Origin of the sequence: Sodalis sp. (in: enterobacteria) (genome assembly GCF_036327475.1) — a bacterium.
Classification (GTDB): domain Bacteria; phylum Pseudomonadota; class Gammaproteobacteria; order Enterobacterales; family Enterobacteriaceae.
Genome location: NZ_CP132913.1, coordinates 1,633,286 through 1,648,412 on the forward strand (window position 1 = coordinate 1,633,286; position 15,127 = coordinate 1,648,412).

A 15,127-nucleotide genomic window follows, 5' to 3' on the forward strand; every position below is an offset into this window, starting at 1 on the left:
GTGAAGATTATTGATGGCGCTTGTTAGTCACACCGATGTTCTTCGGCTAGGCCTCATTCATCTTTGATGGCAGCCAGGTTAGCGAATAGGTGCCTTTGGGATCATGGCTAGCACGGCCAGAATGGAGTAAACCAGAACACTGTCCAGGAGATTCAATGTGAAAACGCCGGTTATGCCGCCAAGAAGAATCATCGCAATCAATAAACGCGAGCTTGTCAGCACGTAGGGGAAGTAAATTTCGTGAATATCGCCCAGGAAATGATGATGGAGGCGCCATTGGCGGATTGTTTGGCGTTACCGCAACAGCATATACGCCACAGCACATCCATGCTCGGACTGGGGTTGGCTTCAATCAGGAAGATATTTTCCCGGTCTCCGCTACTTGTTGAATACACATCGAAGATATCGTGATTGATGACATTATTCAGGAATAGGATTTTGTCGGCCCGACGAAGATGGAAGTCAGTGGCAGCATGTTGTGGGTCACCATCAAATGAATGCCGGCCGCCCAGAGCTCTTTACAACGGCTCAACCAGCGGATAAATGGCCAGGGAGGCTGCAATCGCCAGCAACATACCGATAATACCAAGAAGTTGTTCACCAGCATCTCTTTTTGATTTTACCGTCAATCAGGCGGTCGAAGCGTTTGATAGCCAAGCCGCCCACGCCGACGATCACCCCTACCATCTCTGACTGCCGGTATAGCCAATCAGCAACGGTAGCAGGTAGGTAATCATTGGCGAGACCAGTTTGGCTAACGTCGCGTTTGATGTCCAGCGCGTAAGTATAAACAGCGCGGTGTAATACCCCGGGCGGATATGTAATACCCCGGGCGATAAAGGCGCCAATATTGGGTATCACCGTATTGCTCAGAAAGCGGCCAAAGTTCTGAGCTCTGACCTTTATATTTGCAGAAGACATAAAAACTCCAACTATTGAGACACGCGACACAATAAAGCGTGTGAAATTTTTTGTGGTAGTGTTGCATCATTCGCCGATATTGCTATTAGCAGCACTACTCTACGCCACGCTCTTTTGCGATAGTATAGCTAGATAAATTATTATGATGCTAATCGCGAGGACGCCCTCCATAGACGCCCTCCATAAAATAACGCTGAAATAAAAGCACATTTATGCGGAACCAGCTTAATTTACATAGTTATTGTGATCTATCTCACATCATAAGGTGGCGAATTTGTAATAGAAACGTGACTTAAATCACAAAATACTTGTTGGCACGGTCCACACTTTCAGGACAGTGGCGCGATTGTGCTGTTTTGCGTCTGTACCAGCTGCTGAGCCCGGCGTGCAGGCCGGTCATGAGCTCGTATACTGCTTGACCTGCAGCTGCGTTGGGAAGCTTGCCGATCCACCCTCATGGCTGGGCTACCCCTGTCCCGTCTGCATGGCGAGGAAATCCCCCATGTAGATCAGCTACTCCGCCAAAGAGGAGATGGTACCGATCGCCGGAGTGGCCCTGTTACCAGCTTGTCGTACGCCTGGTTGTAAACCTTTTCCGGTTGCTTAAGTGCAGCGCGGCCATTGTTGGGCTGTCTTTGGCCCGCGCCAGATCGGGAGCCAGCATATTAAGCGCACCGACCTGCGCAAGCGTCTGCCGATGGGACATATATCCTGCGGCACGCGAATTTAACTTATTTTATCGAGCACCGGTACCAGCGAGACATTAACCGAGCTAAGGAATTTGTCGCTAACGGTTTGTAAAAGCTGGTAGCCATTGGCGCCAGGGCCAAACCGCTCCTTTTACGCCGGGCTCAGCGTGAGGATTCGTTCACCGCCCGGCAGAACCTATTTAAAGCATTGCATAAAGGCCTGCCGCCGCTCCGCTCCGGCTCTTTATTGCCGCGGCTGGCCCAGTTGAAAGACGCCAAAAAGCAAAACCAGAATTGCCAGAAGCGGTCGATAGAGGCTCATGCGCCCCTAAAGTCATAACCATTTACTTCTCTAAATGAAAACTCATTTTCCCGGTATAGGCATTCATTTCGCCTTCCTTCACTTCTCCTTCCTTGACTCAGTAACAATGATAGTGCAGTTTCCCGATGCGTGTCGGCGGGCAACACGCAGCCTATTGCAACAGCGAAATATCCGCGACCCGTAAGAATAGTTCGCGCAGCTGCGATAGCAACGTCAGGCGATTCGCCCGCACCTGATTATCCTTCGCCATCACTATGACGCTATCAAAGAAGGTATCCACCGGCTCACGAAGTGCTGCCAGCTCCACTAGCGCGTCTTGATAGCGTCCGGCCTCGAACATCGGCTGCAATTTTTCGCGAAGCACCACCAAATGGGTTGCCAACGTGATTTCGGCCGGATCCTTAAGTAACGAGGCTTGCAGATTCGCGTGGGCCGAATCGTCGGCTTTAGCCAAAATGTTTGATACCCGCTTGTTAGCCGCCGCCAGCGCCGCGGCTTCCTTCAAGGTGCGGAAATAGCTCACCGCGCGCACACGGGCGTCGAAATCCGTCGGGCGGGTTGGGCGACGCGCTAGTACCGCCTGAATGGTGTCGACGCTGTGTCCCTGCTCTTGATACCAGGCGCGGAAACGGCCGAGCATGAAGTCGATAACCGTCTCCACCACCGCGCCGTTGGTCAGCTTTTCGCCGTACAGGCGCGCAGCTTCTTCCGTCAACGTCTGCAGGTTGAGGTGAAGCTGTTTTCCCACGATAATACGCAGTACGCCGAGGGCGGCGCGGCGCAGAGCGAAAGGATCTTTATCCCCTTTAGGATGCTGGCCAATACCAAAAATGCCGGCCAGCGTGTCCATCTTGTCAGCGATGGCCACCGCGCAGGACACCAGCGTTGTGGGCAGCGCATCACCGGCGAAGCGCGGCTGATATTGCTCTTTTTGCGCCAGCGCCAGTGCTTCCGACTCACCGTCATGACGGGCGTAATACATACCCATCACGCCCTGGGTGTCGGTAAACTCAAACACCATATTGGTCATCAAATCGCATTTGGACAACAAGCCGGCACGCGCCGCCTGCGGCACATCCGCGCCGATTTTAGCGGCGATCCAGGACGCCAGGGCTTCGATGCGATCGCTTTTATCACGCATGGTACCGAGCTGCTTTTGGAACAGCACCGAATCCAGGCGCGGCAGGCGATCTTCCAACCGCTGTTTACGGTCTGCATTGAAGAAGAATTCCGCATCCGCCAACCGCGGGCGGACGGCTTTTTCATTACCGGCGATAATCCGTTGCGGATCTTTCGACTCAATATTGGCGACGAAGATGAAGTGCGGCATCAGATTGCCCGTAGTGTCATACACCGGGAAGTATTTTTGGTCGCTTGTCATGGTGTGGACCAGCGCTTCCGCTGGCACCGCCAGGAACTTCTCTTCAAAACGGGCGGTAAGCACTACCGGCCATTCCACCAACGAGGTAACCTCTTCCAGTAGGTTATCTCTCAAATCGGCCACGCCGCCTAATCGTTTGGCCGCTGCTTCCACGTATTGACGAATCATTTCTTTACGCTGAAAATAGTCGGCCATTACCCGGCCGCGCGCCAGCAGCACTTGCGCATATCGGTCCGCATGTTCGAGGCTGATTTCCCGCTCACCCATAAAGCGATGGCCGTGCAGAAGGCGATCGGCGTCAATACCAAGCACTCTGCCAGGTATTACACTATCGTCCAACAGCATCGTCACCGTATGCACCGGTCGAATGAATTGGGTCCCGTTATCGCCCCAGCGCATCATTTTCGGAATCGGCAACTTACCCAGCGCGCGGCCGACTATATCACACAGCAGGGCCTGCACAGGCTGCCCTTTTATCCGGGCGCGATAAACCAGCCATGCGCCTTTCTTAGTCGTAAGACGCTCGGCCTGACTGACCGTAATGCCGCAGCCGCGCGCCCAGCCCTCGGCCGCTTTCGTCGGGTTGCCGTCGGCGTCGAACGCCTTGGCGACAGCTGGGCCGCGCTTCTCAACGTCGCTATCGGCCTGAGCGCCCTCAAGTTCAGCAATCTTAATCGCTAGCCGGCGCGGCGCAGCAAACCAGCTCACCTCGCCGTGGCAAACGCTGACCGCATCAAGTTCACTGCTAATTTGGGTGGCGAAGGCCTCAGCCAAAGCGCGCAATACCTTTGGCGGTAGCTCTTCCGTGCCGATTTCCACCAGAAAAGTGTGTTGCGTCATGGCTGCCTCTTATTTCTCATTCTCTTTGCACATCGGAAAACCTAATGCTTCGCGTGAAGCGTAGTAGGCTTCCGCCACGGCTTTGGTCAAGGTGCGGATCCGTAGAATATAGCGCTGGCGTTCTGTGACAGAAATCACCTTACGAGCGTCCAGCAAATTGAAGCTGTGCACCGCCTTGAGGATGCGTTCATAGGCCGGCAGCGGTAGAGGTTTTTCAAGGGCGAGCAGGGTTTGCGTCTCTTTTTCGTACTGTTCAAAGCAGATGAACAGAAAATCCACGTCGGCATATTCAAAATTGTAGGTCGATTGCTCGACTTCGTTTTGGTGGAATACGTCGCCATAGGTAGTACAACCCAGCGGACCGTCGCTCCAGACCAGATCATAGACGCTGTCGACGCCTTGCAAATACATCGCCAAACGCTCAAGCCCGTAGGTAACTTCCCCCATGACCGGCCGACATTCCAATCCACCCACCTGCTGAAAATAGGTAAACTGCGTCACCTCCATGCCGTTAAGCCAGACTTCCCAGCCCAGACCCCAGGCCCCCAATGTCGGGTTTTCCCAGTCATCCTCTACAAAACGGATATCGTGAATGGTGGGATCCAGACCAACTGCTCTTAGCGAACCGAGATATAATTCCTGGATATTCTCCGGCGAAGGTTTGATGATGACCTGAAACTGGTAATAATGCTGAAGCCGGTTGGGGTTTTCGCCGTAGCGGCCATCGCTAGGACGACGCGAAGGCTGTACATAGGCGGCGGCGATTGGCTCCGGGCCAAGCGCCCGCAGACAGGTCATGGGATGGGAAGTCCCCGCGCCGATTTCCATATCCAGTGGCTGAACGATGGTGCAGCCCTGACACGCCCAATGATCCTGGAGCGTCAGGATCAGGTCCTGAAAGGTCTTGGGATCAAACTTTTTCATGTTGAATTCGCAAGCGTTGCAATTGGATGTAATGAGAAGGCGCCAGTATACCCTCTGGTGTTCAGATATACAGCCCGGATCCGGCAACAACTATAAATACGCGCCGCAGATTTAACTATAATGGCTAACGTCGCGCTTATTCGCCGAACAGCAGAGGAGTCTATGTAACCTTATTTGCACGATCCAGCCTAATGCGCCAGCAGGATTTGCCGGCGATGCTGACGCTGTGGCTGAAGAGCGCCACCTACGTGCATCCTTTCATTCCACCCTCCTATTTGGCAGGAGAGTCTGCTGTCGGTGCGCGACGACTATCTGCCTGCCACCCTTACCCGGGTGGCAGGGCGGGAATTTGCCCTAGCTGGCTTTCCTGGCCGACTTTCAGCGTGTTGCGTGACAAGGTGGTGAGGCGCTGTTCATGGCCCGCCCATCAGCATGCTTGGGCTGATGGGCGGGCAACAGGCTTATCCTACGCGATGCTGAAAATTTACCGGCTCAACCGCCACGCCCGCCGATTTTATCACCACCGCGGATTCATCCCGATTGCGAAGCCGCTCAATGCGGAAATCGGCCATCTCATCCTCACCTTGCACTGGCGCGCTGGCGGCACACAGCAGCACGCTTCATCACCCATTAACCCTCCACGACTCCGTTATCGTTCCATAGCCCTACTGCGAGGCATCCTGCGCTACTTGTTTCGTCTTGACCTCCCCAGCAGCGCGTCTGTTCCCCGCGATGCAAAGTGGTATGCTGATTCAAAGGTCTCGATGAGTATTTTAGCGTCATGCAGAACACACGCAGACCCTGGCGAACGCGGTGGGCCTCATCGGAGTCGGCGGCAAGATGAATAATTCCCTGCTTGACAGCATGCCAGCGCTAAAAGCCACCTCGACGATTTCCGTGGATTATTTTGATGTACAGGCGCTTCGCGCGGTATACTCCTGATACCATACCCGACCGTTCTAATCGACATCGTGGCGCATGCGCTGATGACGCTGGTGCTTGCCACTGCACGGTGGGTGACTGAATCGGCCGAGCGGGTCAAAGCCAGCAAATGGCAGCACAGCATTGACGATACAACGTCAATGTCCATCACAAAGCCCTTAGCATAGTGGCACGACGCCCATTACCACGCTCTCGATACCTTGTTGGCGCAATCGGATTTCATCTGCCTGATTTTACCCTTGACGAAACAGACGCACCATTTAATCGACGTCGGCAAACTAGCGAAAATAAGCCCGTCGGCATCCTTATCAATGCACGCCGTGGCCCGCCCGGTGGTGGATGAAGCAACGCTGATTACAGCACTAGAAAACCGCCGTCTTCTCGCCACCGGACTCGATGTATTCGAGCAAGAGCCGCTGCCGGCCACCCACCTACCGCTGCTGCGCCTGCCCAATAATCGTGGTGCTGCCGCACATTGATCTCGCCACCCATGAGACCCTCTACAATATGGCCGACGATGCGGTGAACAATCTCATCACCGCCCTTAATCAGGCATTACCCCGCTGGCAAGTTTGAAGTTCATCGCGTCCGTCGGCCATCGCCAAGCAGGGCAACGCGGGCAAATTAAACCTCTGAACCGGTGACCGCCCGCGACGACCGTGGCATTATTTCAATCGCTCGGCATCAACCGATGGCGCTGCGATTTAAGCTGTCGGTGCTATGATTACCGCCTATGCTTTTTGCTAAACGCGTAACAAAGGAACCGGACATTAATAAAAGGAAAGAAGAATGAGCGTAAGTGAAACACGGTTGAAAGCGACCTCTTACCTGTTGATGTTTCTTTTTATCACCCTGATCATCCCGCTACATTTGTTTCCATGCTTTATCGCTGGCTTTCTGGCATATGAGGTGATTATATCTCTGACGCCGTGCTTTGAACGGCTGGTCGGCAGCGCTCGCGCCCGCTTGGTAGTGGTGACGCTGATTGCCACATTTGTGGTCATTGCCATGACGCTGAGTATCGTGAGCTTAGTAAGCTTTTTGACCTCGGACATTCATCGCGGTATCGACATTACCGCCGAAACCAACCGCATTTTTTCTGATGTGAAAAGCCGCATACCAAATTATCTACCCTCACTTCTGCCCGAAAGCGCGGAAGAACTGAAAGATCAGCTCTTCGCCCTAATCGAATCCAATTTGATCATTATCCGCAATATGGGTCGCTCTTTCTTGCACGGACTGATTACTATTTTCATCGGCCTTATAATCGGCGCTGTGATTTCGCTCAATAAACCGTCCGGTTGTAATACCTGCTTCACGCGGTATCTGCTGGAACGCCTGCGTTATCTTTCTCAGGCATTTCGCAATATCGTCTTCGCTCAAATCAAAGTATCGCTGGTCAACACTCTGCTGACGTCCATGATAATTCTGGTCCTGTTCCCGCTGTTCGGTGTACATCTGCCGCTGGGTAAGACGCTGATTGTGGCAACCTTTATTTTCGGACTGCTGCCAATTATTGGTAATCTTATTTCCAATTTTATGGCCATCATCTCGGCGCTCTCCATCTCCTTAAGCGCGGGCGGCGTGATGGCGCTGTACCTCATTTTGATTCACAAGCTGGAATATTTTCTCAATGCCGAGATCGTCGGTAGCAGCATTAATGCCAAATCCTGGGAGCTGCTGCTGGCGATGCTTATCCTCGAGGCGGCGTTTGGTTTGGAGGGGTTGGTGGCGGCGCCGATTTATTACGCCTATCTGAAAACCGAATTACGGGCTCAGGAACTTATCTGAGCGCTGACCGCGCGGGTGGTGCCTGACCACCACTTCCCCGGGCTTGATCAAGGGCAGAATCACAAGTGGCATTACAGCCATCAGTACCTGCGTATGAATGACCGGAAAAACCAACCGCGGCATTGGCATTCTGTCAGAAGAAGCGGCGCGTGCCCGTCGCGAGACGGTGTGGTAAACGTGCCTCAACAGGCCTGCCAGGCGAATGAGGGCTTGTTGCGCCGCAATGGTATCGCGGTAGGGACTGCGCAACGATGCGGTCCGTTTGGGCTCATTCAGCATCCAGCGTGCGATCTTGTAGTGCCGACTGCTGTGTCGAGGTCCGAATGGCCACGCGTCTCGGCTGCAAAGATTCGGGAATATGCCGCTCTAAATCGATATTAAGCAGACCGTGGGTGAAATCAGCTTGAGTTACCGTCATATGCTCCGCCAATGTGAAGCTGAGAGAGAATTCTTTGCAGACAAGCCCTTGATGCAAATAATGCACCTCTTTGTCTGTCAGCGCGGGTTTACCTTTAATGGTCAAGCGCGGGCCTTCCAGCTCAATCGACAATTCCTGCTGAGTAAAACCGGCTAGCGCCAGCGTAATGCGATAATGATTATCATCACCTTTTTCAATATTGTACGGGGGATAATTCACCCCCTGAAAATCGTCTTGTATATTGCTAGCCAATTTATCAAAGCCGATCCACTGACGAAATAATGGGGAAAGATCATAGTTACGCATGCTATTAACTCCTTTCATGAAGCGAGACAACCCACTCAATCCGCGGGTTAAGTTATCCTGCACGGACGGGCGTATGAAATTGTTGCCGTCGGGCGTTATTTATTTCAATACGGCGCAGCTTTAAGGTTTCTCACGCGTTCACAGCCTACAAAATCAGGCCATTCGCTAACTGAGCGCCTTTTATTTGTACATGTTCAGCTAATTGGAATTTACGCTCAAAATTGCGCTCGGCAGTGCCTTTAAATACTGACGTCCGTACAGCGGTGAAAAATCGAAATGACACGTAGTTTTAAACGCCTCCAAATAACCTTCCTATTAGACAGGTCAGCAACCGGAATACCCATACGGTGTATCCTTTCTGCCCTCGTAAACGAAAATGGGATCGCTGCTTGGTTTTTCAAGAGGCAATGAGAAAAAATATCAGGTAAAATTTACATTGGGTTTGTTTAATCTCTATTACACTGATTGCTGTAGCTTAGCAGGGTGGTTCAAGCGTAATTTCATTTGATCCTGAGAGCAGATTGCTTTGCGAGTGTAAACCCAACGGATGCGGAATAGGTTATGCTAAGAAAAGTCTTATTTGTCGTAACAACAGGATGCACCGTGCTTGGCACTAGCGGGCACTCCAGCATCATGGCGCATACCGGCCCCTATCAGGGCTATGATCCCGGCACTCGCGCCAGTATGCAGGTTTTACGCGACAAAGACAGTAACTGGTGCATCCGCCCACTGGCGGCCATAGACTTACCATTCTCAGCGGTATGTTGTTACCCTATGACTACTTTTCTGCCGTGATATCAATACCGATGAGGAGCCTCCCCGTTCGCGCATGTTGAACAGCCACCATGCATGAGTGCACAACTCCACTTAAGGGCGACTAAGCCAACTCAGGCCGTCTTATATGTCGGTGCTATAGCCATCCTACTCTTCGTTGAGCGCGGCTTCAGACGCACGAGAATGATAGCTCTTCCGGCAATTGATGGTCCTCTGACCCCTGCGCGGCCGGGCGCCGGGATAGTTTATGGATACCTGCCCGAACTTTTGAGTCTCATTTTTCCAAACTCGATCTCCGCAGCCTGTTTGTGATATCGCAAGCGCATCCCCATCTACGCTCCCGCTCGCCAAGCCTACCGGCGCTATCGGCTGAGTGTTTACCGAAGGCCATCACCGCGCTCATTGACCAGCATAGCCTGCCGCTACTGCACTTTTGCCAGCTCAGCGGATTAATATAGCCCAGGTGATAAACCGGACGTTGGCATCAGACACCTGATGACGCTTTTGATGTGCAACGGTGAGGACGACCTGCTGGCCACGCTGTTGGCGACACCTTGCCGCTGGCGCAGGCACTGCTGGCTTGCCCTGAAACTAACGACGGATGCTGATACAGGTGGCGCTGCAAGGCGATAGCGCGCTGGACGCCGCATTTCTGCGCCGTCCCTTGTGCCCTCGGCACGATATGCCGTCAGGGTAATAACGCGCCGATGTCGACGGCAGCGTAGGGTCCGTCAGCGGGTAACAGCATTGATCCAAGACGGCCGCCAGTGCGCGATCAGGCCAACTGGGAGAGCCTTTTCGCGCTGTGGCGGGCTGTGACGACTGATCAGTTCTTGCGGTCGAAATGCTGCTAAAGCATCCCGTCATCGCCATTGCGGCGCAGAACGCCCGCAGCCATTGCGTGTTACGCGGGCGGTCATCAATGGTCAGTACCGGATGGTGAATACCCCGCTCACATATCCCCACATGCCAGTGACGCAGCGGGACGCTAGAGATCGTACCCTGCTGCACTTAACGGCAAGAGATATGGCCATAGCTTGGTTATTAGGATACTGCCGACGTGCACGCGACTGGATCGAAACAACAGCCGAGATCATCAGAGCTAGACGGTGCTGGGACTGGCGGCGACGGGAAATCACATCAGCGCGCTCACGGCGCTTTGCCTTGCCCGCAAAGCGAGCTCAACACCAGGGATATCTGGGCCGGACAGCTCTACTGCTGGCCCATTCGGCGACGCCGGTCAAGGCCCACGATCGCACTGGTACCAGCGCACTTGTGTGGGGCTGTGTATAGAGCTCATTAGCGCTGGTACGATTTACCCACCCGACCGTTATACCCAACCTGGCGTGCGGCGCCACTCCCCTGTTGGTCGCCTGCGAGCAAAGACAGCACCAAACGGTAACCGTACTGCTTTCGGTTGCTGGCGGTCAACGTCGCTGACGACCAGGGTAAAACCGCGCCCATTAGCATCGTACAGGTTCTGATGTTCCCGCAACATGCGGGGCATATTGCCTTCATCAGGTATAGAGGTACGTTAAAACATAGCACGCGAACTTATTACCACGCCCAGCTGCTGAAAAATCAGATGATGCACGACATCGGGCACTGCTTCGTGAAAACGAACATGTGCTTCGTTGCATGCATAGCGATTGTTATGGTTAGTTATCATGCCATTGAGAACGTCCTCAATAAACGGCCACTTCGCTGAAGGTGGCTCGTTCAGCAGCCCAGCGTGTAATGGTGGCTCCGCCAGATTCCGCACTTCGGTCATGAACGCGATAAACCGTGGATCACAATCACAGGCGAGCACCCACTGTAGGACACCTCTACAAATAGTTCCATTTGTTGCGCGCGGTGACGAACGCACCGCGATAACGGATAATCTCGATGAACCACGTAGCCGTCAGCGAACGCAAGACTTCGCGAATGATATTGCGCGGTGTACTAAATTCCTCACATAATTCTGCTTCAGGAGCAACCCGCTGCCAGGAATATACTTACATGATCTGCTGGCCTAATAGTTCGGTTTTGCTAAGAGAGTACTTAACAGCTTTTCTACACGACCTGGGCCCTGAAGATTTATCGCACAACAATGAGCGTTGATAGCGAAACCCGACCTAAATTGTTGCACCATTATTGTTTGCCGAAATATGGATCGCGCTTTACTCACCCGGTGAAAGACAGCCTTGGTTCAGACCCAACACCAGCGGACGGCTACGTGTCCAGGACAAATTTCCAGGACAAATTTCTGAATGGCTAGCGCCAAACCATCTTCTAGATTGGTCCGGGTGACAAATTGACTAGTGGCTTCGATTTCATCGAAGGTATTCCCATCGCTACGCCGGTGCCGGCATACTCAATCATTGCCAGATCGTTAGGCTGATCGCCAAGAGTCATCACCTCATCACGATTCAATCTCAGATGTTCCGCCAATGCTTTTGCTGCCGTGCCCTTATTGCCCTATTTGCTTAGCCACTCCGGATAAGTAAGGTGCGTTTTCATAATTGTATAGCGCTAGAACGCTTCCTGCGGGATGCATTTGATGGCCGTATTCAGAATATCAGGATCGTCTATCATCATGACTTTCGGGAAGCGTAGTGACGTACCCATTTCCGCAACGGTACGAAACTTAAAAGATATGCTGGTTAATAAGGCTTTATAAACGGTACAATGGCTCTCGCTTTGCGAAATGGACCTCACGTTACCGGGACAAAACCTCCTGGTAGTGGTAATCGTTAATGTCCAACGCTGTTTGCGAAATATACGACCCGTCTACCATTGCGACCCGTCTACCATTCGCTCTACCAGCGCGCCGTTATTGATAATACAGGAATTCCCATCTACTCGTAAACTCAGCTCCACAAGACACCGTTTTATACCAATACAAGGCCTGCCGGTCGCCAGCACAACGTAAACGTCCTCGGGTGCCGCGGCCGATAGTCTCTTCAGTGCCGGGGTATTTCGTGATTTAATCAATTGCAATCAATTTTATCGCCATCGTATCCTATTGGATTGCGCCACAAGCATAAATAATGCCTGCCATTTGTTTTTAAGCGCTTTGGAGCATAGGGAAGCGATTACTTTAACCTATATGACCCGACAACGCTGTCAACCGTTGTCGCGCCGGCGATATTGGCGATCGGTATTGCCATAGCATCCGCCAGGGATAATTTTGAGCCATGACAAGAGAGAGGCGATTTTATTAAGCGGAGAGCCAGAACGCTCAGTGAATAGAGTGCCATCCTGATCAACGCCGGCGTAATGATCCACCGCCCTGGTTGTGGGAGGCGCAATAAGCTGCCTTCGCGTGGGTCAATATCGCTTATCGGTTAAACGGGGTAAAATCCTGGCGCTGATTCCCTGATGTTGAAGAGGCACGTAGCCGCCGTTAAATATCGATATTCGCCACCTTTAGCGCGTTCTTTTCAATAAACGCGCGCCGTGGCTCGACCGCATCCCCCATCAGTGTGGTAAAAAGCTGATCGGCGGCGATGGCGTCTTGCACCGTGACGCGCAACATGCGCCGGCTATCCGGGTCCATGGTAGTTTCCCACAACTGTTCTGGGTTCATTTCGCCCAGCCCTTTATAGCGCTGCACTGCCAGGCCGCGACGCGACTCTTTTACCAGCCATTCCAACACCTGTTCAAAGCTGGTAACCGGTTGGCGGCGTTCACCTCGCTCGATATAGGCATCTGCCTCGATGAGATCGCTGAGCTTTTCGCCGAGCGTCACCAGTCTGCGATACTCACCACTGTGGATAAAATCGTAATCCAGCAGATAATCGGTATCGACGCCATGCGTTCGCACGCGCATCAGAGGCTCGAACAGCTGATGCTCGCGATTTTCCTGCACTTTGAAGCTATAGCTGCTGCCGTGCTTTTCGTTTTCATTCAGCGCTTGCGCCAGCGACGCTATCCAGCTCGTAACCTGCTCCTGATGATGCAGCTGTGCTTCAGTCAACACCGGCTGGTAAATCAGATGATTAAGCAGCGCACACGGGAAACGACGCTTCATGCGGCCTATCATCTTTTGCACGACATAATGTTCGGCGATCAGATTCTCCAGAAGCTCACCGGCCAGCGCCGGGGCATGGGCGTTGGCGTGCAGTGTAGCGCCATCCATCGCCAGCGCTATCTGATACTGGTCCATCGCCTCGTCATCTTTAATGTATTGCTCCTGCTTTCCCTTCCTGACTTTATACAGCGGCGGCTGGGCGATAAATACATGGCCGCGCTCGATAATTTCCGGCATCTGACGATAAAAAAAGGTTAACAACAGGGTGCGAATATGAGAACCATCGACGTCGGCATCGGTCATGATAATGATGTTGTGATAACGCAGTTTATCCGGATTATATTCATCACGGCCGATACCGCAGCCGAGGGCAGTTATCAGCGTAGCGACCTCCTGGGAAGAGAGCATTTTGTCAAAGCGGGCTTTTTCAACGTTAAGAATCTTCCCTTTCAGCGGTAATATCGCCTGATTTTTGCGGTTGCGGCCCTGTTTGGCGGAACCGCCGGCGGAATCACCCTCCACCAGGTATAGCTCGGACAGCGTCGGATCACGCTCCTGGCAGTCGGCCAGTTTACCGGGCAAACCGGCCAGATCCAGCGCCCCCTTGCGGCGGGTCATCTCGCGCGCCTTACGGGCGGCTTCGCGGGCGCGGGCGGCATCGATGATTTTACCCACAACAATTTTGGCATCGTTGGGATGTTCCAGCAGATACTCGACTAGTCGTTCATTCATCAATGACTCCACCGCAGATTTCACCTCAGAGGAAACCAGCTTGTCCTTAGTTTGGGAAGAGAACTTGGGATCCGGCACCTTGACCGAAACGACGGCGATAAGACCTTCACGGGCGTCGTCACCGGTGGCGCTGACTTTGGCCTTCTTACTGTAGCCCTCTTTATCCATATAGGAATTCAGCGTACGGGTCATGGCGGCGCGGAAGCCGGCCAGATGGGTACCGCCATCTCGCTGAGGAATATTGTTGGTGAAGCAGTAAATATTTTCTTGGAACCCATCGTTCCATTGTAGTGCGATTTCCACGCCGATACTGTCTTTTTCAGTAGAAAAATAGAACACGTTTGGGTGGATAGGCGTTTTGTTCTTGTTCAAATATTCCACGAAAGCCTTAATGCCGCCTTCGTAATGGAAGTGATCTTCTTTGTCGTTTCGCTTGTCCTGCAAACGAATAGACACCCCGGAGTTAAGGAAGGATAACTCACGAAGCCGCTTAGCTAGGATTTCGTACTGGAACTCGGTGTTATTGGTGAAAATGGCAAAGCTCGGCCAGAACCGCACGGTGGTGCCGGTTTGGTCGGTCTCGCCAACCACTTCCAGCGGCGATTGCGGCACGCCGCCATTATAGATCTGCTGATGCACTTTGCCTTCGCGTTTGATCATCAGCTCGAGTTTTTCCGACAAGGCGTTCACCACCGACACGCCGACGCCGTGCAAACCACCAGACACTTTATAAGAGTTGTCGTCAAACTTCCCACCTGCGTGCAGTACGGTCATGATGACTTCGGCGGCGGAGACGCCCTCCTCTTCGTGAATGCCGGTCGGAATACCGCGACCATCATCCTGGACGGAAACCGAATTATCCTCGTGGATCATGACCACGATTTCTTTGCAGTGACCGGCAAGGCCTTCGTCAATAGCGTTGTCCACAACCTCGAATACCATATGATGCAGACCGGTACCATCATCGGTATCGCCGATATACATACCCGGGCGCTTACGTACCGCGTCCAGTCCTTTGAGTACTTTGATACTTGAAGAGTCATAAGAATTCGACATCAACGTTTCCTGCTCA

At 52.9% G+C, this 15,127-nt stretch carries 10 protein-coding genes and 3 pseudogenes; 3 read left to right on the plus strand and 10 right to left on the minus strand.

Translation table 11 applies throughout. The annotated features are described in order from the left end of the window. Positions 1 to 65: 65 nt before the first annotated feature. The 4 genes and pseudogenes from GPOALKHO_RS08830 to GPOALKHO_RS08845 form a co-directional block, all read right to left on the minus strand. Positions 66 to 921: pseudogene (locus GPOALKHO_RS08830) on the minus strand (PTS mannitol transporter subunit IICBA); the annotation flags it as partial. Positions 922 to 2,083: 1,162 nt separating this feature from the next. Continuing rightward, a complete protein-coding gene (gene glyS / locus GPOALKHO_RS08835; protein ID WP_406702186.1) occupies positions 2,084 to 4,153 on the minus strand; it encodes a glycine--tRNA ligase subunit beta in 2,070 nt (689 codons plus the stop codon). A 9-nt stretch (positions 4,154 to 4,162) separates the two neighbouring features. Beyond that, a complete protein-coding gene (gene glyQ / locus GPOALKHO_RS08840) occupies positions 4,163 to 5,077 on the minus strand; it encodes a glycine--tRNA ligase subunit alpha (RefSeq protein WP_406702187.1) in 915 nt (304 codons plus the stop codon). Positions 5,078 to 5,538: 461 nt separating this feature from the next. Further along, complete coding sequence (locus tag GPOALKHO_RS08845; RefSeq protein WP_406702189.1) at positions 5,539 to 5,694, minus strand: hypothetical protein; 156 nt, start codon at positions 5,692 to 5,694, stop codon at positions 5,539 to 5,541. 268 nt (positions 5,695 to 5,962) lie between these two features. On the opposite strand from GPOALKHO_RS08845, the pseudogene GPOALKHO_RS08850 reads away from it, so the two are divergent. Then, a pseudogene (locus tag GPOALKHO_RS08850) lies at positions 5,963 to 6,595 on the plus strand (NAD(P)-dependent oxidoreductase); the annotation flags it as partial. Positions 6,596 to 6,808: 213 nt separating this feature from the next. Continuing rightward, entirely contained in the window at positions 6,809 to 7,810 is a 1,002-nt protein-coding gene (locus tag GPOALKHO_RS08855) for an AI-2E family transporter (protein WP_406702191.1), read from the plus strand. Positions 7,811 to 8,078: 268 nt separating this feature from the next. On the opposite strand, the gene ibpB is transcribed toward GPOALKHO_RS08855, so the two are convergent. After that, positions 8,079 to 8,534 (minus strand): small heat shock chaperone IbpB, encoded by a 456-nt coding sequence (gene ibpB, locus GPOALKHO_RS08860; protein ID WP_406702192.1) that lies wholly within the window; start codon positions 8,532 to 8,534, stop codon positions 8,079 to 8,081. Between the two features lie 145 nt (positions 8,535 to 8,679). Continuing rightward, positions 8,680 to 8,772: pseudogene (locus GPOALKHO_RS08865) on the minus strand (heat-shock protein IbpA); the annotation flags it as partial. A 365-nt stretch (positions 8,773 to 9,137) separates the two neighbouring features. On the opposite strand from GPOALKHO_RS08865, the gene GPOALKHO_RS08870 reads away from it, so the two are divergent. Beyond that, the gene (locus tag GPOALKHO_RS08870) at positions 9,138 to 9,329 is read left to right on the plus strand and encodes a hypothetical protein (RefSeq protein ID WP_406702194.1); all 192 of its coding nucleotides are present in this window, start codon (positions 9,138 to 9,140) and stop codon (positions 9,327 to 9,329) included. A gap of 1,278 nt (positions 9,330 to 10,607) precedes the next feature. Here the strand turns inward: GPOALKHO_RS08870 and GPOALKHO_RS08875 are convergent. The 4 genes from GPOALKHO_RS08875 to gyrB all read right to left on the minus strand — a co-directional run bounded on the left by GPOALKHO_RS08875 (position 10,608) and on the right by gyrB (position 15,111). Then, complete coding sequence (locus GPOALKHO_RS08875; RefSeq protein WP_406702196.1) at positions 10,608 to 10,772, minus strand: hypothetical protein; 165 nt, start codon at positions 10,770 to 10,772, stop codon at positions 10,608 to 10,610. A gap of 810 nt (positions 10,773 to 11,582) precedes the next feature. Next, positions 11,583 to 11,708, minus strand: coding sequence for an HAD hydrolase family protein (locus GPOALKHO_RS08880; RefSeq protein ID WP_406703471.1), 126 nt, complete (start codon positions 11,706 to 11,708; stop codon positions 11,583 to 11,585). A gap of 372 nt (positions 11,709 to 12,080) precedes the next feature. Further along, positions 12,081 to 12,290, minus strand: a complete 210-nt coding sequence (locus GPOALKHO_RS08885) for an HAD hydrolase family protein (RefSeq protein ID WP_406702197.1) — start codon at positions 12,288 to 12,290, stop codon at positions 12,081 to 12,083. Positions 12,291 to 12,696: 406 nt separating this feature from the next. Further along, positions 12,697 to 15,111, minus strand: a complete 2,415-nt coding sequence (gene gyrB / locus GPOALKHO_RS08890; protein ID WP_406702199.1) for a DNA topoisomerase (ATP-hydrolyzing) subunit B — start codon at positions 15,109 to 15,111, stop codon at positions 12,697 to 12,699. Between the last annotated feature and the right edge of the window lie 16 nt (positions 15,112 to 15,127).